We start from the raw sequence: 23,620 nt of genomic DNA on the forward strand, positions 1-23,620 counted from the left end.
TTTGTGGCCTCTAAAAAAATTATAATTCTGGATGAGAGTGTAGCCAACCAGATTGCCGCTGGTGAAGTAATAGAGCGACCGGCTTCGGTGGTAAAGGAGTTGGTGGAAAATTCAATAGATGCAGGTAGTACCCGAATTCAAGTTGAAGTGGTGAATGGTGGCCGTACTTCCATCCGGGTTATTGATAATGGAGAAGGAATAAACCGGGAAGATGTGGTGATTGCTTTTGAACGTCATGCCACAAGTAAGATCAGGGAAGCCACTGATCTTTTTTCTATCCGTACTTTGGGTTTTAGGGGAGAGGCTTTGCCGAGTATTGCAGCTGTTAGCAAAGTCACCCTTAAAACCCGAACTGCTAATGAGAAAGTTGGGACTTTATTGAAGCTAGAGGGTGGAGAGATAAAAGACTTGCGGGATATTGGTATGGCAGTGGGAACTGATTTCTTAGTGGAGGATTTATTTTACAACACTCCTGCTAGATATAAGTATTTAAAGACTACGACCACAGAACTAAGTCAAATTAGTGATATATTCAATCGGATAGCAGTAGCTGAACCACAGATTGCTATGACGTTAATCCATAATGGGCGATTGGTAAGCCGTACTCCTGGTACAGGTCGCATGTTAGATGCGATTTTAAGTATTTTTGGACGGGAATTGGTGGATAATCTGGTGGAAGTTGATTATGAGGAGAATTATGTCAAGGTCTGGGGTTATGTAACAATACCGACAGTTTACCGTTCTTCTAGAAAACACCAGTCCTTTTATGTAAATGGCCGGTTTGTCCGGAGTACACTTTTGAGCCGCGGTGTAAGTGAGGCATATTATAATTTGTTACCTCCTAATCGTCATCCCATTGTTTTTCTATTTGTTAAGATAAATCCTGTTCATGTGGACGTGAATGTGCACCCAGCCAAATTTGAGATCAGGTTTAGTAGACCTGAGATTGTAATGGATGTAGTAACAAAAGGGATACGCAAAGCTTTGCAAACAAAAAACTATCTTCCTACCTTTAAACCAATGGAGAAAGTTCAAAATCGACAAAAGAAAAAGGACGAGCTTGAGTTAAGTTCTCTTTTTGAAGATGATCCAGGTAGGGGAGATAGTGTAGAAAATATCTGTGGAAATGATATTGATTCTGGTTTTGATGAGTGCAGAGAAAAAAATATTAAAACAGGTGGAGATGAAAAGAAAGAAAATGGAGATGTGATATATACTCAAGATAGTAAAATATCAGCAGGAAGAGTTGCAGAACGTTTAGCAAAACTGGGTTATCAAAAAAAGAATTGGGATCCTATGTACCGTAGTCCTGAATCTGAATATAGGACCAAAGACAATCAAAGCCAAACAGGAGAAGCAAATTTTAGTGAAAATAGTGAAGCTGAAATTGCAATAAACAGGGTTTCGGATTCTTCTAAGAAAGCAGGAACTTTTATTGCTAATCTTCGGCCAATTGGTCAGATTCACAATACTTATATAATTGCAGAGGGAAAAGATGGGTTTTATGTTATAGATCAGCATGTTGCTCATGAACGGGTGCTTTATGAAAAGTTGATGGAGAGTTTTCGAAATAAAGGTCTTCCATCTCAGAGATTATTGATCCCTCTTACTCTGGAATTAACTTTACAGGAAGTTCAGGTTATTCAGAAAAATAAAGAGCTTTTTGTGCAGTTGGGTTATGAGGTTGAGAATTTTGGCGGTAAGACAGTGATTGTCCGTTCTGTTCCTCGCCGGGTTGATGCACGTTCTGATAAAGATCTATTTTTAGAGATTGTTGATTTGCTTTTGGAGGAGAAGAAAGTTAAAGATCGAGCCAGGCTGTATGACAAACTGATCACCGAAATGGCCTGTAAAGGAGCTATAAAAGCAGGTGAGTATCTGGAACAGGGTGAGATGGTTAAGTTGCTACAGGATTTAAGTCGCACTGAAAATCCAAGGTTCTGTCCCCATGGAAGACCGATACTATTTCATATTTCGGAACAGGATCTGTTAAAGGCTTTTCAAAGAATATAAGGAAAACTGTATGTGCAATTAAAGAGGCTGAAGAAGAAACTGGTGTAAATTCTTTAATACCGGAAACCACTAATGTTGATGGAATTTTTATTTTTGAAGATGGATATGATTATATTGTTAATTCAATAATTAAAGGTTATACTGCAAAAAGCTAATTTTTCGCTTCTTGAAAAATTTTTAGAATCATCTAAAGCTCGATTTCTGCCGAAATAAGGCTTCCTAATCAAAGGGCCCTCCTGGCCCTTAGAACTAGCTCATCACCTTCTGTGATGAGGCCTTATTTTGTTGGAAATCTCGCTAAGATGATTTGGCGAAAAATTTCTATGTCGCTCAAAATTAGCTTTTTGCAGTTTAATCATAATTTGAATAAAATAAAAGGAGTGAAAATATTGTATCCTCTACTAGTTATTGTAGGACCTACGGCGGTTGGGAAAACGGATTTTTCCCTGACGCTGGCCCTGGAGATTAACGGTGAAATTATTTCAGCAGATTCAATGCAGATTTATAAAAAAATGAATATTGGTACAGCTAAACCGTCTCCTGAGGAACTGGCTATGGTTCCGCATCATCTGGTTGATTGCATTCCACCTGATCAGGAATTTACTGTGGCAGATTTTAAGCAACGTGTAGAAATAATTATCCCTCAAATTTATTATAAAGGTGCTATTCCCATGCTGGTTGGAGGAACAGGTCTTTACATACAGGCGGTAATAGAAGGATTTATCTTTCCTGAAATGGAAATTGATTGGGATTTTCGAGAAAAAATGCATCAGCTAGCAAAGAAAAGGGGAAATGAAATAGTTCATGCTATGTTGAAAGAAGTTGATCCGGAATTGGCAGAAAAGCTTCATCCCAATGATTTAAGAAGAATCATTCGTGGGCTTGAAATCTTTCGCCAGACCGGTAGAACGGCCACCTATTGGCATAAAAGAGCCAAAGAGCAGCCTAAAAGATACGATACTATCAAAATTGGTCTTATTCGTGAGCGGGAAGAACTTTACCAACGAATCAACGAACGGGTTGATTTGATGATCGAAGCCGGATTAGTTGAAGAGGTTAAAGGACTTTTAGATGAGGGTTATTCTCCGGATTTGGTTTCTATGCAGGGATTGGGTTATAAAGAGATAATTGGTTATCTTAAAGGTGAGTATGATCTTGAGGAAGCCATCTATCGATTGAAACGGAATACACGGCATTTTGCTAAACGACAGTTAACCTGGTTTAAACGGGATAAAGAGATCATTTGGATGAATCCTGGGGAGATGAGTACACAGGAAATGGTAGAAAAAGTAAAAAGGATGATAGATTATAAGTGGAAATAATCATATAAAAAGGAGAGGAAGGTTATGCAACAGGTATTAGAAGAACGAATGTCACGATTTAATGCTGAAGTGGAAAGGTATTACCGTTGGAATTACTGGTTTAGTATTATAGATGGGGCAAATTTTGCACTGGGAATGGGATTTGTATCACTATATACCATCTTACCTCTCTTTGTGTTAAACTTAACTAATTCTAAAGTTTTAATCAGTTTGGTTACTGCTCTTTCCATGTTTGGAATCTATCTTCCCCAGATATTTATTGCCAATTATGTGGAACGGGTCAAAAGTAAAAAACAGTTAACTGCTTTTTTTGGAGTTTTTCAACGGCTTCCCTGGTTAGCTTTAGCAGTTTTTGTCTATATTTTTGCTAATGGTCCTGGTGTCTGGCTCCTTACAGGTTTTTTCTTCTTTTATGGTATCTATTCCTTTGCCTGTGGTTTTTGCATTCCGCCCTGGTTTGATCTGACCGTAAAGATGATTCCTGAAGATCGGCGTGGTAGATATTTTGGCTATCGGAGTTTTGCCTGTGGAGTTAGTGAACTGATTGGTGCAGGGATTGCCAGTTGGGTTTTGAAGGTTTTTGATTTTCCCTATAATTTTGCCTTGCTTTTTGCACTAACATTTGTTGCTGTAATGATTTCATTTCTTTTTTTTATACAATTAAAAGAACCCGATTATCCTAATGCAAAAAAGAGAGTAAATTTTAGGGAATATTTTCAATCATTGCCCCACATTTTGCATCAGCATAAAAATTTTCGATTTTATATTATGGCACTGATCTTTATTCAATTTTATGTTATGGCAAATGCCTTATATACAGCATCTGTTATTGAAAGGTTGGGATTGACTCAGATACAAGCAGGGGTACAAGTGGGAATTTTTACAGCTTTACTGTTGGGTTTTCAAACTGTCAGTTTCCCATTTTGGGGCCATTTGAGTGACCGTTTTGGACATCGGCAGATTATCGTTATTTCTGCAGGATTGAATATTGCCGCTGTATTGATAGCAGCCATCGGAATTCATCTTTATTTTTACTATCTGGTCTTTATCTTTGCTGGTGTAGCTCAGGGGGCCAATAGAATCTCATTGATGGCCATTATTCCCGAATTTTGTGCTCCAGAAGATTGCCCAACATTTCTTGGTTTATTTAATTCCATATCTGGACTATCAATAACTCTGGCATCCTTTGCTGGCGGAATTATTACAGATATTTTTAATTACGAGGTTACATTTATATTAACCGGATTATTGGTTATGATTGGACTATGGATTTTGCTAAAACAGGTTGAAGATCCACAGAAAAGTAATAAATTCTTATGTAGGGTTTAATTTTGAGTGGGCAAAGAATTTATTTTGAAAAAAGGTTAATGGGATAGAATAAGATGGGGTGATTTATATGCAAAATAAGCCAAGATATAGAATCTATTCAGAGTATTTAAAGGAAAAATATGGAGTAAAAGTCTATAAACTTCCCATCAATCTGCCTTTAACATGTCCAAACCGGGATGGAACTCTGGGAAATACAGGCTGTATTTTTTGCGGAGATGAAGCAGCTGGCTTTGAAAGCCTTTCAAATCAGATGACAGTTAAAGAACAATTGATTAAAAATATGGAATATATTCAAGAGAATTACCAGGCTCAAAAATTTATTGCTTATTTCCAAAATTTTACCAATACATATTTACCCCTTGAAGAATTTCGCCACTATCTTATTGATGCTTGTATTCCGGATATTGTGGAGATAGATATTTCTACCCGACCTGATTGTGTCCATGATGCATATCTTGAGATAATGGCAGATATAAAAGAAGCGAAAGGTATAGAGATTGGAGTTGAGTTAGGCTTACAGACTGTAAATTATCACACACTCCGTTATATACGTCGTGGCCATACTCTGGCAGAATTTATTGATGCAGTACGACGGATTCAGAATTATGGCTTTGAAATCTGTGTACATATTATACTCAATTTACCTGGGGATACTATCGAAGATGCTATTGAAAGTGCCAAAATTATTTCTGCTTTAGGGATTGAACAGGTTAAACTTCATTCCCTTTATATTGTTAAAGGTACGTTAATGGCAGAAGAGTATGAGAGAGGAGAGCTGAAAATAATTTCGATGGAGGAATATATTGAACGGGTTATTGCATTTCTTGAATACCTTGATCCAAATATTGCTATTCAACGATTTTTTGGGCGCGCGCCAAAAGACCGTACTCTTTTTTGTAATTGGGGCCATCATTGGGCACAGGTTAAAGCAAAACTGGATAAAACAATGGAGAAACGGGATACTTATCAGGGAAAGAATTTTAATTATCTGGGCGGCCGGGGCGTCCGCAAATTTATCAAATAGTAAGGACCCCCTATCAGGAAAGATGATAGGGGGTTATTAGGTTTAATATTCTGAAAATTAATATTACACGAAAAACTTTCTGAAATTTAAGAATGTTAAAATTAATTATATTTATTCGGATATTAATTTTTTTAATATTTTCTTTTAAAAAAGGGTTGACATTTTATACAGTTATGTATATAATGAAAGTGACAAGAAAAAAGAAATATAAGGAAAAACAACGCCATATTAACATTTTGTTAATTGGCGATTAAATAAGAGTTAACATTTCCTCGGGAGGTGAATGGTGAATGATGTTTTTTGAACATGATCTGGTAGTAGAGATTTTGAGAGAGAGGAGAAAAGAAGCCGAGGAAATTAGAAGAATGCTTAGTGCTCGCCTTTAACACCCAAAGTATCACGTAATTTAAGAAGAGGGTTAATATTAAATGATAAAAGGAAAGAAGGGATTACTATGATGATGTTAGAACCCTATATGATTATGCTGGCGAAGTCTTATATGAAAGAATTGAGAGGAGAGAATAAAACTAAACGTTGGATGAAATAAGAAGTATATATATAATGATGATTTCCCCCACTTTTGAAATAAATCCCGGATCATCCGATCCGGGACTTTTTATATAAAAGCCCAACTCCAGAAAGGAGATGGGTTTTTAGGTATTTATCAGATTTCAGTAAATTTCCATTCACCTTTTTTCCACAGATAAACTACATAGGCGCTTCTTAAAAACCAGTCAATGCACATTGCTATCCAGGCCCCTACAAGTCCCCAGCCAAAGTGGAAGATAAAGACATAGGCTGAAAGAAGTCGCCCGGCCCAGACGCCAATCATGGTACTGTAAAGTACGGGTTTGGTATAACCAGCTCCCCTTAAACCACCAGCCAGAATAAATTGTGTAGCCATAGGAATTTGAGCCAGAGCAACAATTCTTAAATTTCGGGCACCCAGGTAAATTAATTCTCTGGCATTAGGATCGGACATATCTATATAAAGTCGCATTAAAAATTCAGGAAAAATTAGAAAGATAATTCCCATGAAGGCCATAACTCCACATCCAAACTTTAAGGACTCGATTCCGCTGGCTTCAGCTTCATCAGGTTTACCTTCACCCAATTTTTGGCCCACCATGGTGGTTGCAGCTACTGAGAATCCCCACCCCGGCATATAAGAGATAGATTCTGCATTAATAGCTGTGGTATGGGCGGCAAAAGCTACAGATCCCAGAGTGCTGACTACCCGTGTATAAAGGGTTTGACCAATTCTTAGAATGGCTTGTTCAAGGGTGGCTGGAATACCAATCCGGATGATTCGTTTCATTATAAACCAGTCTATCTTAAAAAATTCTTTCCAATTAGGTTTTAAAATGGTTTCAGGGTGGTGTAGGAGTATAACTAAGAGTATAAATCCAGTTATTCTGGCAATGGAAGTAGCAAGTCCGGCACCATAAACTTCCATTCGTGGAAAAATCCAAACCCCGAAGATTAATAGATAATTTCCCAGAATATTTATAATATTAATCACAATATTGACGTACATGGGGGTTTTAGTATCTCCGGCTCCACGCAAAGCTGCTGAGATTACAATAAAGATCCATTGCAGAAAAAGCCCAGGTATCAACCACCGAATATAGCCTGCTCCCAATTTAACCACTCTTGCAGTTTCTGCTCCCATTATTACTAAAATATGGGGAGCGATGAAATACAGAACGATACTCATTAAAGAAGCAAGGAAAGTTGAACCCAAAAGGGACTGTTGAAAAGTACGACTTGCTTGTTCTCGATTTCTTTCGCCAATAAAACGGGCGATTAAAGCAGTAGTTCCCACACTCAGACCATTAAAGATAATCATTCCCAACATCAGTGGTTGAAGGGTCAATCCAATGGCGTTTAAGGCATCAACTCCCAGGTGACCAACCATCATCATATCAAAAATCTGGACCAGTGTGATTAATCCCATCTCTACAATTACGGGCCAGGCTAACCGGAGGATATTATATCGAATTTGACTGCGGGAAATATCCTGAGTTTTTGCGTGGCTTATTTTCAAATTTAGATTATTCATGTCTGTCACCTTCCTCAAATTTTTCATAACTATTATTACTTTCGGAGTCCGAAATAATAATCCTTCCTTTGGAGAAGTATTTTTTTAAAATATTTATAGAATGATTTTACTGCAAAAAGCTAATTTTTTGCTTTAAAAAGAAATTTTTCGAACTATCTAGGGTTCGATTTTAATTTACAAGGAGAATTAATGAGTTTAGCGAATTTAAACTTTAGTAAAAATTTCTTAGTGGGAGGGAAGATTGAATGGTAATAAAACGAAAAATTACAGCAGAAGATCTATACAAGATGAAATTTGTTTCAGAGCCTCAGATCTCACCTGCGGGAAATGAAGTTGCTTTTGTATTGACAACTATTAATGAGAAGAAGGAATATCAGTCTCAGATCTGGTTAGTAAATGAAAAAGGGAGATCTATTCAGTTGACTGCAACTGATAAAGTGGATTCCGGTCCCTGTTGGTCACCAAAAGGAGATCAGATTGCTTTTGTTTCTAATCGGAGTGGAGAGAAACAGATCTGGTTAATAAATCGTTATGGCGGTGAAGCAAAGCAGTTAACCCATTTATATCATGGAGCTTATGATCCTGTCTGGTCTCCGGATGGAAAGCGTATTGCTTTTTTATCTAATGTTTCTCCTGATGATGAGCATGAAAAGCTTTTAAAAGAAAAGACTGAAAAAGAACGTAATAAGGAAGAGGAAGAAAAGTCCAAAAAGGTCAAAGTTATCAATAATTTGCGATATAAATCCGATGATTTAGGCTTTCTGGATGATAAAAAATCTCAGGTATGGATACTGGATCTTGCAAGTGGTCAGCCAATAAGAATTACCAATGATGATCGCCATTACTCAAAGCCAGCCTGGTCTCCCGATGGGAAAAAATTGGTTTTGAGCTGTGAAGTGGATGAGCCTGAATATCATCCTGGTGAGTCACAGATTCTTATTATCGATCTTGAAACCTGGGAAATTAAAAAAATCATTCCAGAGGGATTTGCAGCATCTTCTCCAACCTGGTCACCTGATGGAACTAAAATTGCTTTCTTCGGTCACCGGATGGAATACAAAGGTGCTACTTTAAACCGAATTTGGATTGTGAACCTGGATGATGGAACTATAAACGCTTTGGCGGAAGATAAAGATTTTGGTATTGGTGATTATTGTATGAGTGATTTGCGGGCAGGTGGATCGATTCCAGGTCCCCAATGGTCATTTGATGGACAATCCATATTTGCAGTAGTCAGTGAAAGGGGTAGTTCAGGAATCTACCGCTTTGGTCTGGATGGTTCGGTAGAGAAAGTAATTGTTGGTGAGCGGCAGATTTTTGGCTTTAGTATGGATGTGGATAAACAAAAGATTGCATTCGCTTACACTACCCCTTTAATTCCGGGTGATGTGGCTTTATTTGATCTGGTCAATGGAAATGAGACCAGATTAACCGATGTAAATCGTGAACTTTTGAATGAACTGGAATTATCTAGTCCTGAAGAATTTACTTTTGCCGGTGCTGATGGCTGGGAGATTCAGGGGTGGGTAATGAAACCTATTGGCTTTGAAGAAGGGAAAACTTATCCACTAATTCTGGAAGTTCATGGTGGTCCCCATACCATGTATTCCAATTCCTTTTTCCATGAATTTCAGCTGTTGGCTGCCCATGGGTATGGGGTAGTTTACTGTAATCCACGGGGTAGTCAGGGATATGGGCAAAAGTTTGTTGATGCTGTCAGAGGAGATTATGGTGGAAAAGACTATCAGGATTTGATGGCCTGTGTTGATTATGCACTACAATGGGATTGGGTAGATGAGAACCGCCTGGGGGTAACAGGAGGTAGTTATGGTGGTTTTATGACAAATTGGATTATTAGCCATACTGACCGCTTTAAAGCTGCAGTGACTCAGCGAAGTATTTCTAATTGGAATAGTTTTGTAGGTGTTAGTGATATTGGATATTTTTTTGCCGATTGGGAGCATAAAGTAAAATTTATAAAGGACCGGGAAGAACTTAGCCGTATTTCTCCGATCACTTATGTAGAAAATATTAAAACTCCTCTTCTGATTATCCATAGTGAAAATGATTATCGCTGTCCATTGGAACAGGCAGAACAACTTTTTATTTGCTTAAAGTTTTTGCGCCGAACTGTAAGACTTTCTATCTTTCCCGGGTCTAATCATAATCTTTCACGGAATGGTAAACCTGAACTGAGAGTTGAGCGATTGAATCAGATTGTTGGCTGGTTTAATCAATATATTTAAGTGATAAATAGACCCGGCGCTATAAATAGTAGTCGGGTCTTTATTTTCTTTTTATGTTGATGATTAAACTGCAAAAAGCTAATTTTGAGTGACATAGAAGTTTTTTGTTAAATCATCTTGGTGAGATTTCGGTCGAAATAAGGCCTCATATGAGAATGTGATGAGCTAATCAAGTTACTGAATTCGAACTTTAGATGGTTCGAAAAATTTCTTTTGAAGTGAAAAATTAGCTTTTCGCAGTAAAATCATGTTGATATATTCTAAAAATACATAATATATTTATTCGCGATGTTTAAAAATTTAATTATGAAATTTCCTCAAATATCTGTGATAAAGAAAAAAAATAACAGTCTTAGAAAGGAAATTTAATTTTATTGTCGAAAATAATTTTAGATAAATTTAGTGGAGGGGAAAATTTTGCGGGAATTTATTCGTCAATTGTGGAAACAGTCAAAAAAATATAAAATATCCAGAGATTATATGAAAATTCCGTCGGTTTCCAGAGAAGAACTTGCAGGACGAATTAATTCTACAGATCATGTACTGAAAGTTTTGGATAAATTTATAGTGCCTTTACAAAAAGTTTTAAAAGACCGGGAATATACACTTGGATTTATAGATTCTGATGGAGTTATCCTAAAGGTATATCAATGTGCTAAGAAATTTGTTAAAGATTTTGCTCCAGGCAAAATCTGGACAGAGCGTTATGTTGGAACTACTGCCATTGGAGTTGCTCTTACTACAAAGAAAACGTCAATAGTATGTTTAAAAGAACATGATTATAAAAAATTACAAACTGTCTTTGCTGTTAGTAAACCAATTATTATTCATGGAGAGTTTTTAGGGGTTTTGACCTTGGCGATTGAGGAAAAAGGTGGGCTTGAATATTTGATTAACTTGATGTCCGTTATTGTAGGCAGGGTTGAGGAACAGTTAATTTTACAGGAGTCTTTTTGTAATACTGCAAAAGGGGAGAAGAGTTTCGAGGAGGTCTTTAGGACATTTATTCATGAAATTAAAAATCCTCTGGCTAATATCCGGGCCTTTTTACAATTACAGCAAATTAAATCTGGTAACAGAGCAGAATATGATAAAATTATTCAGGAAGTGGACCGGATTTCGGAAATGGTTGAAAATTTCCGGTATATTTGCCTTCCTAAAGATATATATTTAACTAAAATTAATCTTACTAATTTAATAAAGAATATTTATGAAGCATTGAAATATATGTTTAATCTTAAGGGATGCCAGTTAAAATTGTATATAGCTGAGGAATGCTGGGTTATGGGGAATGAAAATAAATTAAAACAGGTTTTTTTAAATATTATCAAAAATGCCTATGAGGCTTTGGATGAAGAGGGATTGGTAGAGATTAGAGTAAAAAAAGGTGAAAAGGATTGTCAGGTTGAGATTTACGATAACGGTGAAGGTATTGCTTCTGAGGAATTGAAATTGATTTTTCAACCTTTTTATACTACTAAAGTTAATGGATATGGGCTGGGTCTTGCAGTCTGTCAGGAGATTATTTCTTATCATAATGGAAAGATTATCATTGATTCTGAGAAAAATGTGGGAACAACTGTAACTATAACTTTACCTTGTGTCGGGTTTTAAGTAATAAAAAAACAGCGGGAACTTCCCGCTGTTTTTTTAGCTGTTATTGGGGAGATTGAGAGACTGATATAATTTTTTATCTATATTTTTTAACAGTGGCGAGATTTCTCCTTTTGAGCAGAGATAGAGTCGGTGGAGGGCTCTAGTCATGGCGATATATAAAAGTTTGATATCCAATTCTTCTTTTTGATATTCTTCCTCAAAAGTGACAATAAATACGGCGTCAAATTCCAGACCCTTAGCCAGATAGGAAGGGAGAATCATTATCCCTCCTTCATATTCATTCATATCTTCTGTAATTAGTTCAACTTTGGCTTTTTCAGGGAAATAGTTATAAATTTTTTTACATTCGTCTATGGTTTTACCTATTATAGCTATAGTTTTAAATTCTTTATCTTTTAATTTTCTAATTTCTTCTAAGATAAATTGAACAATTTCTTCAGGAGTACGATTTTTAAGGAGATATGGTAACTCACCGTGTCTGATAATGGGCTTAGCCTGAGTGATTTTTTTATTTGGATAATGTTTAATCAATTGATTAGCTAGATTCATGATCTCAATGGTAGTCCGGTAACTTTTCTCTAAAGTAGTGTAGTTGACATTACACTTAGGGAAAATTCGCTGTATCACATCTTCCCAATTATTGATGGCGCGATAGGAATGAATACCCTGGGCCAGGTCCCCCATAATGGTAAAAGAATCGGTACGGCTGATCTTTCTTAAAAGATATAACTGAAAAAGACTTAAATCCTGAGCTTCATCGATTACAACATGACTTAACTTAGGACGCTTGCCAATGCCATAAAGATGGTATTTAAGATAAACCAGTGGAGCCAGATCTTCCAGTTCTATTTGACCTGAATCAAAAATTTGAGCCGAATGTTGGGCAATAAATTTAAGGATTTTATCATGTATATGTCCACCAGTATAGATATTTAATTTTTCCGGATCGGTGATTAGATTTTTATAATAATCCAGCAGATTTAATTGTGGCAAGGTTGTCAGATATTCTTTGACCAGGGTTTTTGAACGTTTTTCTAAATCTTTAATTTTTCTATCTCGTTCTTCTATAATTTTGAGTATCCTTTGACGTTCTTTTTCTGAACTGGAATTGGATAAATAGTACTTGTCAACTTCCCTGTCGGTTTTAGCCTGTTCATTTTCGATCAACTCATTAACTTTCTTTTTAACAAGGCGGTTTAAGCGTTTTTTCAATTTGGAGATTCGTGTGTAGATGGGGTAATATTTATATTCCGAAAGGAAGATACTCTTTATCTCACTGGATGTTATAATTGTCTCACCCTCAATTTTTAAATCTTTCTTTGGAATGAAATTTTCTTCAATATCATTCAGGTATTTATCAATAACTTTTTTAAAGGTTAGAGAGCTTTTGAATTTGGAAGCTAATTTTAAGAGTTTTGCTTTATTATTGTCCTGATTATTAACAAAGAAGGTAAGTTTTTGATTGGGATTGGCTAGTTTAATCTTACTGTCAAGAAGCTCTAACATAAAATCAATAAATGTGGTTTGTTTTACCCGTTCTACACCCAATTCAGGTAAAACTTCAGAGATATAATTTAAAAAGAGACGGTTAGGAGCAATGATCATAAAGGTTTCAGGATCAAAAACTTTTTCATAAGTATAGATTAAATAGGCAATCCGGTGAAGTGCAACTGTAGTTTTACCACTTCCCGCTACTCCTTGAACAATGAGGGGTTGTTTTAAATTGGCCCGGATGATTCGGTTTTGTTCAGCCTGTATGGTGGCAGCTATATCTTTTAAACGGTTATCAGCGTGGGCTCCGAGGGATTTTTGTAAAAGGGGGTCATTTGTAGTGATATCAATATCAAAAATTTCTTTAAGTTCCCCATCTTCAATGTTAAACTGACGTTTGAGAGTGAGATTTCCTTCGATGATATATTCTTTTTTTGCGGTTTTATCGGGAACTTTATAACTGGCTTTTCCCAGTCGGCCTTCATAATAAAGGTTGGCAATGGGAGCGCGCCAATCTATGATGACCGGGTAATTATCTTCTTCCCGTGTCAAACCGGTTTTACCGATATAGCATACCTGGGTTTTGTTCCCATTCTGTGGGGTGAAATCAATTCTTGCAAAGTAGGGTTTTTTTCGTGAACGTTCAAGTCCATTTAATTTTTCATTATAAAATTTAACGAATTGAATACCGGTCAGTATATTAATATATGTTTGACTGTTTTCATCTGGTTTTCTTCTGAACTCTTTAAGGTTTTCAACTATCTCACCTTTTAACTGGTCCCGCCGGGTGGAAAATAGTTCTATTGCCTTTTCCACCTCTTTTTTTGTCATCTCTAGCCTGTCTAATTCCTCTTGATATGCGGGGTGTTCTTTTAGCATATGCTCCCTCCTTTTACTGATAAAGAAAAAAATATCTGGTTTTTGAAATTATACCGACAACCAGATATTTTTAAACCGGCTTATATATTATATTCCTATTTTTTGAATTTGTCAAGGGATTTTGCTCATAACAGGAAAATTCTGAATAGAGGGTCTGTTAAAAAATAGGGAATAAATTAGAGAACAGAGAAAATATAAGAAGTTGAAAAAAGATGAATTTACTTTAGCAAAGGTTGCTATATCTTTAAAAGGGATACATAATATATCATAATAGATTTGGAAACTTATCTTTAAGAAAAAGGATAATTTAAATAGACGAAGAATAAAATTATACCAGACTGAAAATCAGGATCATGCAGTCATATCTGTGAGCTAAAAAAGATTAGTTTTTGTAGTAAAATCATTGATGATTTTACTGCAAAAAAGCTAATTTTTCGCTTCAAAAGAAATTTTTCGAACTATCTAAAGTTCGATTTCAGTAACTTGATTAGCTTATCACATCCTCATATGAGGCCTTATTTTGGCTGAAATCTCACTAAGAGGGTTTAACGAAAAATTTCTATGTCGCTCAAAATTAACTTTTTACAGTTTAATTATTGATTTGCTGAGATTAAGTTTTTTAATCTGGATGGTGGGTTAAGTATGAATTTAAATAAGATAAAATACAGGATTCTTATATTTAATTTAAGTTTACTGATTATAACCGGGGCAGTCCAGGCTGAAGAAGTAATATCTTTAAAAGCTCAAATTCAAGAATTTTTAAATCTCGAAACAGAGATTATGATTGAAAAATCTGAGTATGGTTCAGATAAAGTGGTTCTCTGGGTTGAACCGATGGAGGATGGAAAGGGATATGCTAAAAATTGGGGACTGGTTCTCTTTTCCGGGGATAAACCTGTTGACGCATGGTTCTATGCTGGTCCTTTGACAAATTCTTTTAAAGATTTTTACCTGTCATTTCATCAGTTTACCTGGGATGGTAGGAAAGAATTGGCTGTAGTTGGAGCAGATCCGGCCCGAAATGGCTGGGCTTACATTTTTATTTTTAATTTAACAGATCGGGGCTTGGAGCTTCTTTATAAAAGAGAGACCAATAGCTGTGGAGGAAGTTATTTTGTAAAAGAGGATGAGATTTTTAACCAGGGAATGTTTCTTGATCTGGATTTAGATCAAATAGAAGAATTGTTTGTCTATCGTGAAGTCAAAGGTTCTTTATCAACTGGGCCATATTGGGTTGATATTTATACATGGGACGGTAAGAAATTTGTATTGAGTAATAAGAAATATCCCGAATTGTATATACCCTTTTTTGAAGCCTTTAAAAGAGCTGCTCAAGAAGAAGAAAAATTACCTATGGGAAAGCATAAAATTTTTTATGAATACATAGCTAAAATATATGAAATCTGGGATGAACCTAAAGGTGCTCAGGATGCACGTGAACTGGCAATATTACCACCTATGGAGATGGGGAAAACAATTAAGAAAATTTTAAAAGAGAAAGGGTTCAGGGCTTATCGGGTATTTAGAGTTGATTTGGATGGTAGTTTCCCAAAAGATGCTATTATCTGGGGCAAGGGAATTGAAGGGTTACGTAATCGGGTTTGGATTATTTCTCAGAAAAATGAAATTGTAAGTGAACCACTGCAGATACCGTTGTTACCTTCATTTTTCCAGAATGATGGAGAGATCTTTTTTACTGTAGAGAATTCCCAGATTCAGATTAGCCGTAAACCAACAGATTCAAAGCCTGGACTTACATATTTATATAGTTATAGTGGGGATAAATTGACTTTAATTGGGAGAGAAGAGACTTATCTTTTAGCCAACGGCCAGGTTGTACGAAGGATAGCGGGTCAGGTTCTAAAAAAGCCCAAATTGGGGTCAGAAAAAGAAATTATTATTAAAATGCCTCTTTTTAAGGCAGTTCAAACCCGAAGCCCTCTCCGGGTAGATGGTATGTTTTCTGAAAAGGTCTGGTCTTTAGTTGAAACTGTTGCAATAGAAAAAAAGGAACAGATCATTGAAGGAGCAGATCAATGGGGTGGAAAAGCTGATTTATCTTATACTATAGGTTTTGCTTATTGTTATAACTCCCTTTATCTAAGTATTAAAGTTAAAGATGAAAATCGGATTTATGCACAGGAGTCAGGTATAAATCCAAAACAAACAAGTGATCATATTGAAATCTGGTTTAGGGATGATGAGAAAGTCTACCGGTATGGGATTTTTATTCTGCCAATGAAAACCCTGATAATGGAGTGGGATGGTGAAGAGTTAAAAGAGCCTACTCATACTATTCATGCCCAGTGGATGCCTTCAAGGGATGGATATTGGATGGAAGTAAAAATTGGGGAGTTAGATCTTTCAGATGAAATCTATCCGATGACAGTAGCAGTATGGGATATAGATGATCCAGGTCATCCAGAAGAGTATTCTTTAATGGCTACTTCACCTCTTGCGGTAGAGGATTTATATACTCTAGGGATTATCAAACTACATTAAATTAAAAGAGGTGGTTATCAATGCAGTATATTACTGATGAAATTCGGGAAAAGTATCTGGAATTTAAATCCCGTTATAGAGAATTAGTTACAATGGGAGAAGAATTTATTCAGGAGGGGATTTTTAAAGATTGGAAACTTGAAAAATATATTCAGCTTAAAGATGAACTGGTCTATTTTCTTTACCGATATTTTCCCCAAATATACTCTAAACACTTTACGAATGAACCACAACTACCTAAAATATCTATCTGGTATTATATATTAAGTCGGGTACTTTGGATTCCGGAAAAGTATTTGAATGGGATCTGGTGGCCAAAATACGGTCATAAGATCGAGAATTATATGCGGTTTTATTCTGAGAAGCTGGCTGAAGCTATTTCTGAGATTGAAAGTTTAGATTAAACAAGGTCTGACCGTATTGCTCAAGTTGGAGTAACCTGGCTTTTATTGTAAGACCTGGAGCATAACCAATAAGGCTTCCGTCACTTCCGATGACCCGGTGGCAGGGGATGATAATTGAGATAGGATTTTTGTTATTTGCTCCGCCTACTGCCCGGGCATAGTTAGCCCCACCAACCTTTAAAGCTAACTCTTTATAGGTAACGGTCTTTCCATAAGGAATTTTTTGCAATTCTCGCCAGACCTTTTTTTGAAATTCGGTTCCTCTAAGGTCTAGATTGACCTCAAAAGACTGGCGATAACCGGCAAAATATTCTTTTAGTTGGTCTGCCAAATAGTCATTATACTCTTGAAGATGGTAGAGGTTATTTTTATCAAAATGTTGATTGAGCCAGGAGAAGAACTTTTTTTCATGATTAAGAAAAAGTGCTAAAACTCCCCGTTGGGTGGAAGCGATAAAGATTTTTCCAATTGGGAAGTCATAGATGCTGTAAAATACCTTATCTTTGTTATCCTTTTTGTTGATCATTTTTTATTCCTCCTGAGAACTTTTATAATACTGACATTTTTCTTTCCGGCATCCGTGAGGATGGCGCTCAACATAGGTGCAGTCTATTTTTTGAGCCAGTGGAAGATAGACTTGAAAATGTTCCTTCAATATTCGAGCAGCAACTTTAAGGGAAGTTCTGACAAAGTTTTTACAACAACATGGCCCGGTTTCGGCAGCTACTGCTGTGATGGTCTGGGCTAGAAACTGCATAGTCAAAGAAGTTTCTCTGTCTTTGGGACAGGCGGCATCTAAAAGTATGCTAAAGGAAGCGCCTATACCGATAGGAACTCCACAGGCTCCTGTTAACCCGCAGTAACCTCCAATGGCCTGACGATGGGTACGGTTAAGGACTTCGATGATCTGTTCATTGGTGATTTGTAGAGTTCCTTCGTTGCGAATAGCAGTCATCAATGCTCCTGCTGCAATCCAGGCATTTTCACAGCCCAGCATAGGAATCTGAGGCAATAACATCAACTTTTCTGCGATCTGTAAAGGATCGGTGAGGTGATTATTCAAAAGGTCTTTTTGTACCAGTTCAAAGGTTGAATGGCCGTGGCAGGTATCACAGATATAGTGGTCCTTATTACAGTAAATATTGCCAATCTCTTTTTTACCGCAGAGATGACAGGTAAACTTCTGGCCCTGATTCAGATAGGTCAATTTTCCTCCGCAGATCATGCAGTTTTCTGAATGGTGTTGACCAACATCTTTTTTAGAGTTTCAACAGTCTTTTTTTATATTTTGTATTGATTTCATTAGATTTCCTCCTTTTTAAAAGAAATAAGCGCTTACTTATATGATTTTACTGCAAAAAGCTAATTTTTCGCTTCAAGAGAAATTTTTCGAACCATCTAAAGTTCGATTTCACTCGAAATAAGGTACACTAATCAATGGGCCCTTCTGGCCCTTGATTAGCTCATCACATCTTGTGATGAGGTCTTGTTTCGACTGAAATCTTACTAAGATGATTTAACGAAAAATTTCTATTTCGCTCAAAATTAGCTTTTTACAGTTTAATCTTATATAAAATAATTATACATTAGGGGAAAGAAAAAGGCAATATATAAAAAGGAGATGGAACACTTTTGTCAAAGTATAAGTATAGAACGGCTATATCCTCACCCTGATTTATTGATTGGTTTAGAAAATATTTTTTAACGGAATAAAATAAAGAAAGGATGGGATATATGGCTGAATTAAAAGTAAAATTGACTCTGCAGAAGGAAAAAGGTAGAGGACAGATGGAGACAGAACATGGGCCAACTATCCCGCTGGCAGGTACCCATGATGATTACGGTGTTGCTCCTTATCAGATGTTATTGGGGGCATTGGGTTATTGTCTTTACTGGACTCTTCGGGATATAATGGTCAAGCAAAGAATAGAGTTTGGAGAGATTGAAGTAGAAATTACCGGTGAGAAAAAGAAAGAAGGAATTACTCATCTTGATTGGGCTAAAGTGGTCTTTACCATTGAAACAGATAGTAAAAATCAATCAAAAGTAGAAAAAGCTCTTGAACTGGCAAAAAAATATTGTTCCATTTACTATACCTTAAAGCAGGTGGCAGAACTGGATGTTACTTATAAATTAAGATAAAGAATTTAAATAATGAAATTGATTTTAATGATGGACGGTGAGGTTACCGTCCATTTCGTTTTCTGCAAATAAAATATGATTTTACTGCAAAAAAACTAATTTTTCGCTTCATAAAGAGATTTTTCGAACCATCTAAAGTTCGATTTCAGTCGAAATAAGGCACACTATTGACCTTTGATTAGCTCATCATATCTTATGATGAGGCCATTTTTTTCAATCTCACTAAGGCTAAGCTTAATCTAGACCTTCTTAAATATATCAACTATGGAACTAAATCGCCAAAGATCTTTGATCATCTGGAAGATCGGCATATTGCCATTTATAAAGATATTTTAAAAGAGTCTAAAAATCAATTTGAACTTGAATAATAAACATCCCTGGAAATTTGGTAGCTAATGCTGAAGGTTTGGGAACCTGTATGAAGCAAAAGTAAATTGTATAGGTATAGATAACATTGGGCCTTGGCACCAATAAAACGGTCGAAGGCCAATTTAAATAAACTAAAAACTAACTAAGTCTAGAAATTTTAGTGTTTGTTTTCATCGATTATTTTGGTATAATATATATATAATAAAAAATTTTAGTCTTTAAAGAGCAATATAACTAACAGAGGTTGTTGATAAACCCTTCTTTTTAAAGATTTGCCCGTGCATTGGTATTCGGCTTTAGAAATCAGAAAAACTAAATATAATTTCTAAAGCGTATAAGTCAAGGCTGGAGCCAGGACAACAAAAGCCTTGACTTTTCAGGACGCGCAGCCAGGATGGCGGAGCGTCCGGTAGCGGAAGAAATTATATTTAGTTTTTCTGTGGAAGCAAATTATGTTCACCTCCATTTTTTCAACAACCTGAATATAAATAACAGAACAGTGCATTTTGGTAACGTCAAATAAGATATACAGTTTCCTAAAAAATGGAAGTAGATAGTAGTTTAAGACCATTCTATTAGGTAGAATAAGAAATATCATGTTTAGAGCTAAGTAACAATTAACCATTCAAGCAAGAATAAGGAGATCAAAGTTTCTAATAAGTTTTATTACTTAAGGAACCTGCTAAGGTTAAAGGGCTTCGTCCTGTTTTTTGCTTGTAAGGCTTATTGAAGCTTAGAGACTTGTTTAATGATCCATCTAATGAGTTGTGCCTTGTTTTCAATTATTTGACCAGTGGAATCTATAGTCTGCTAAAGGTGGTTTACCACCAAATGAATCATGGGGTTGAGTTGTGGTTTTGGACGACTACTACTTACTACTTTAGGAGGAGGGATTCCTTCTTTTTTATGAAAATTCTTCAAGGAAAAATCAAGTTTTTATCCCTTGAAAAAGGAAGAAAATTTGACGGAACATAAAAATTTTTGGGAGGGGATAGTATGGAGGATATTAAAATTATAGAATATAGTCCTTTATTTGCTAAAGGAATAGCTGAAATGTGGAATAAAAGTACTGATAATTGGGGAGGAAATAATGTAGTAAAAACAGAGGAAACTATTTTAAGGGAACATGAAAATTTGACCTTTTTAAATGTGTTCCTTGCTGTTAAGGGTAAAGAGGTTATCGGATATTGCAGACTGTCTGAATATAAAGAAGATGAAGGAGGATTATATATATCACTTTTAAATGTTCGGCCTGATTATCATGGGAAAAAGATAGGTAAGTCTTTAGTAATAAGGGCTATTGAAAGGACGATAGAACTTGGTTGGCCCAGGTTGGATCTTTATACATGGCCTGGAAATACCAAGGCTGTGCCTTTGTACAAAAAATGTGGTTTTTTCTGGGAAAAACGGGATGGAATGATCCATTTTATGAATTTTATTCCCACAGTTTTACAAACAGAGATTTTAAAAGATTATTTTGAAACATTCCACTGGTATAATGATGCTAAAAGAGAGATATTAATTGAGCCTGATGGAAGAATTGAAAATGGTTTTGAGTATTATGAATATTTATGGGAAAAGAATGGTAAAAGGTTGCGGGTAGAGTTTGAAAGGTTGGGCCGTGGAATAAGATTAATTGAGACAGATGATTATATGGTCAGCGCTATGGTAGAAAATAAAAATCTGATTTTTGGGAGAAAGTATAAGGTTTTTTATAAAATCTTAAATAAAACAGGAGAACCTTTAAATGTTTCTATTAAAGGATTGAATGATAAAAATATTATCTTTTCTTTAGATAAATCAATGAAAGTTGTTGGAGAAAAAACTATTGAAGGTGAATTTTATGTAGGAGAAATATTTGAAGAACAGAGTAAGTGGCGTACTCATCCGGCTGTTTCTGCAGAAATTATGATAAATGGTAAAAAAGCTTTATTTAGGGTTGGGATTGTCCCTATGTTTCCAGCTAAACTTTCAATGATTGTTCCTGATTATGAATCTTTTAAAAATGTAAAATCTGAATGTTATATTGAAGTAGTGAATAATTTTAAAGAAGAGGCCGAATTTGTATTTATATTATCTGATTCTGAAAATATCAGGTTTCTTAAGAAAAAGTTTAATGTCAAGCTAAAGGGAAATGGTAAGGATTTAATTACTATTCCATATATTTTGAAAGATTTTTCTTTTTATTCAGCAAATATTCCAGTAACTGTACAGTTAAATAACGGTGAGATAATAAACTTCAGAAAGAATTTAAGTGCGGCTTTTAAAGGTCGGACTGGTAGATTTGGGGGTGAAACTGAAAATAGCTGGATAATTTGTAATGGTAGTTATTCCCTGGAACTGAATAAATTCAATAATAAATTAACTATAAAAAGTTTTATTAAAGATTTGTATAATATCTTTATAAATTATCCTAAAATTGGGAGACCATTTTCAACAGAATTTTCTAAAAAAAGAGTAGAAAAGGTTGAGTATTTTAAGGAAAATGATGCGATGGTTTTAAAAGCGGTATATAGGTCGAAATATTTTGAAAATATTGAAGTTGTTTCGGTATCAAAACTTTATGCCAATGGAATTCTTGAACATCACTATGAGGTTTATAATTTAGCAAATAATGAAACAGAACAGGAAATATGGCTAAATGAAAGTATTTTTTATGATTTTTTCAGGGCAGTTATTCCCTATGAGAATAGAATTATTGAGCTTAAGGGTTCATATGGTAGACTTATAGACTATTGGGAAGGTAGCAAAGTAACAGAAAATTGGATTTTTTCGCAGGGTGATAAAATAACACGAGGACTTTGTTGGCATAAGGATTATAGAGTAGTGTTAAATGAGGAGTTAATAACCATTGAACACAATTTTGGTAAATTGGCTGCTAAGGAATATAAAAGTACTAAACCAATTTATATAGCTTTAGGGACATTTAAAAATTGGCAGGAATTTAGGGATTTTGCTCTAAAAAAGGTCTACTCAGAAAAATTATCCCCCTCTGATCATTTTGATATGATTGTCAATGGTGGTAATCCTTTTGTTAAAGATAGTTTTAAAGTAAAGATAAGAGATTATAAACAGACATATTTTAACGGTAAAATTACCTTAATTTCTGAGACCAGTTCTTTTAAGCCAGTAGAAAAAAAATATACTGAAAGCGACCAGATTAGAGAAACAGAGTTTTTAATTAATATAAAGAAAAATATAGATTTGGATCTGTTAAAACTGGATGTTAACTTTAATATTATAGAATTTCAACGAAAAATAGCTATTTTTCAAATTAAAGATAGAGAGATTAAAAGAAAAATATCTAAAGAGGATGGGATAGATGTTTATTCTATGGAAAATGGAGTATTAGAAATAAAAGCTGCGCCATCCTTTTCAAATTCTTTATTTTCACTTATCTATAATAATCATGAATGGCTTGATTCATCTTTTCCAAAACCAAAACCCAAATCATGGTGGAATCCCTGGACTGGTGGATTAGTAAGTGCTCCAATGGATTTAATCTTTTCATCAATTTTAGAAGAAAAAAGGATGGTTAATTTTGTTGATATAGAGGATAATTATCAAAATAAATGGAGTGGAATTAAAATAAGCTATGAGTTAGAGAAAAATGATAAATATTGTGGACTTAAATTGAATCAGTATTATTTGCTTTTACCAGGTCTTCCTGTTCTCTGTTTTACGACGGAAATTATTCAAAACACCGGATCATTATTTAACTTTGTTGATTTTTATACTATAGCTTTTTTGAAGCCAGATTCTGAAATTACAAAAAGCTGGTTTATTTCAAGAAATCTAAGTGGTGAGATGATAAAGTATAAAGCTGGAATAAATCAAGAAATACATTCCCATTCGCCTGTGTTATTTGGATCAGAGAATAGAAAAGAAAAAGTATTATTCTTTGCCGGGCAAAATTCAACAAATTTGATAGCCTTTGCAAATAATGAGGTTATTGCAGGTTTAGGAATGAATAAAATTATTGCTAAAAATAATGATAAAGTTTTTACTCCTCCGATCTTTTTGATCTTTACTGAAGAATATTTACCAGAGGTTTATCTGAAGGATTTAAAGAATATATGGTTTGATTAAAGATGAGATAACTGAGATGAAATGTAGTGTTACGATTTAAGTGGTTTTACCTTATAGTATCGGGGAGATGAGGGAAAGGAGAAAAGGGAGTAAAATTATTGAAGATAATAGATGCACATATGCATTTTTCA

General features: G+C 35.2%; 14 protein-coding genes. 10 read left to right on the plus strand and 4 right to left on the minus strand.

Going from position 1 to position 23,620, the window contains the following annotated elements; all coding sequences use genetic code 11:
* Window positions 1-3: 3 nt before the first annotated feature.
* The 4 genes from mutL (at window position 4) to mnmL (ending at window position 5,688) form a co-directional block, all read left to right on the plus strand.
* Window positions 4-2,013, plus strand: a complete 2,010-nt coding sequence (gene mutL, locus BBF96_RS04185) for a DNA mismatch repair endonuclease MutL (protein ID WP_127015981.1) — start codon at window positions 4-6, stop codon at window positions 2,011-2,013.
* A 386-nt stretch (window positions 2,014-2,399) separates the two neighbouring features.
* Complete coding sequence (gene miaA / locus BBF96_RS04190; protein ID WP_205665765.1) at window positions 2,400-3,335, plus strand: tRNA (adenosine(37)-N6)-dimethylallyltransferase MiaA; 936 nt, start codon at window positions 2,400-2,402, stop codon at window positions 3,333-3,335.
* A gap of 24 nt (window positions 3,336-3,359) precedes the next feature.
* Window positions 3,360-4,664 (plus strand): MFS transporter, encoded by a 1,305-nt coding sequence (locus BBF96_RS04195; RefSeq protein ID WP_127015982.1) that lies wholly within the window; start codon window positions 3,360-3,362, stop codon window positions 4,662-4,664.
* A 67-nt stretch (window positions 4,665-4,731) separates the two neighbouring features.
* A complete protein-coding gene (gene mnmL, locus BBF96_RS04200; protein WP_127015983.1) occupies window positions 4,732-5,688 on the plus strand; it encodes a tRNA modification radical SAM protein MnmL/YtqA in 957 nt (318 codons plus the stop codon).
* A gap of 664 nt (window positions 5,689-6,352) precedes the next feature.
* Here mnmL and BBF96_RS04205 read toward each other — a convergent pair.
* The gene (locus tag BBF96_RS04205) at window positions 6,353-7,750 is read right to left on the minus strand and encodes an MATE family efflux transporter (protein ID WP_127015984.1); all 1,398 of its coding nucleotides are present in this window, start codon (window positions 7,748-7,750) and stop codon (window positions 6,353-6,355) included.
* Window positions 7,751-7,995: 245 nt separating this feature from the next.
* On the opposite strand from BBF96_RS04205, the gene BBF96_RS04210 reads away from it, so the two are divergent.
* A complete protein-coding gene (locus BBF96_RS04210) occupies window positions 7,996-9,996 on the plus strand; it encodes a S9 family peptidase (protein ID WP_127015985.1) in 2,001 nt (666 codons plus the stop codon).
* Window positions 9,997-10,413: 417 nt separating this feature from the next.
* Window positions 10,414-11,610, plus strand: coding sequence for a sensor histidine kinase (locus BBF96_RS04215; protein WP_127015986.1), 1,197 nt, complete (start codon window positions 10,414-10,416; stop codon window positions 11,608-11,610).
* Window positions 11,611-11,646: 36 nt separating this feature from the next.
* On the opposite strand, the gene helD is transcribed toward BBF96_RS04215, so the two are convergent.
* Window positions 11,647-13,983: an RNA polymerase recycling motor HelD gene (gene helD / locus BBF96_RS04220; RefSeq protein ID WP_127015987.1), complete on the minus strand. Its 2,337-nt coding sequence runs from the start codon at window positions 13,981-13,983 to the stop codon at window positions 11,647-11,649.
* Between the two features lie 642 nt (window positions 13,984-14,625).
* On the opposite strand from helD, the gene BBF96_RS04225 reads away from it, so the two are divergent.
* Both BBF96_RS04225 and BBF96_RS04230 read left to right on the plus strand, forming a co-directional pair.
* Window positions 14,626-16,485, plus strand: a complete 1,860-nt coding sequence (locus BBF96_RS04225; RefSeq protein WP_127015988.1) for a DOMON domain-containing protein — start codon at window positions 14,626-14,628, stop codon at window positions 16,483-16,485.
* A 20-nt stretch (window positions 16,486-16,505) separates the two neighbouring features.
* On the plus strand, window positions 16,506-16,889 hold the full coding sequence (locus BBF96_RS04230; RefSeq protein ID WP_127015989.1) for a hypothetical protein: 384 nt from the start codon (window positions 16,506-16,508) through the stop codon (window positions 16,887-16,889).
* On the opposite strand, the gene BBF96_RS04235 is transcribed toward BBF96_RS04230, so the two are convergent.
* Window positions 16,861-17,415, minus strand: coding sequence for a methylated-DNA--[protein]-cysteine S-methyltransferase (locus tag BBF96_RS04235; protein WP_127015990.1), 555 nt, complete (start codon window positions 17,413-17,415; stop codon window positions 16,861-16,863). The genes BBF96_RS04230 and BBF96_RS04235 overlap by 29 nt on opposite strands.
* A gap of 3 nt (window positions 17,416-17,418) precedes the next feature.
* Window positions 17,419-18,192, minus strand: coding sequence for a DUF5714 domain-containing protein (locus tag BBF96_RS04240; RefSeq protein ID WP_349031373.1), 774 nt, complete (start codon window positions 18,190-18,192; stop codon window positions 17,419-17,421).
* A gap of 431 nt (window positions 18,193-18,623) precedes the next feature.
* Between BBF96_RS04240 and BBF96_RS04245 the strand changes: the two genes are divergently transcribed.
* Entirely contained in the window at window positions 18,624-19,031 is a 408-nt protein-coding gene (locus tag BBF96_RS04245) for an OsmC family protein (RefSeq protein WP_164730897.1), read from the plus strand.
* 1,365 nt (window positions 19,032-20,396) lie between these two features.
* A complete protein-coding gene (locus tag BBF96_RS04250; RefSeq protein ID WP_127015993.1) occupies window positions 20,397-23,489 on the plus strand; it encodes a GNAT family N-acetyltransferase in 3,093 nt (1,030 codons plus the stop codon).
* Window positions 23,490-23,620: the final 131 nt, after the last annotated feature.

The organism is Anoxybacter fermentans, from assembly GCF_003991135.1.
Lineage (GTDB): Bacteria > Bacillota > Halanaerobiia > DY22613 > DY22613 > Anoxybacter > Anoxybacter fermentans.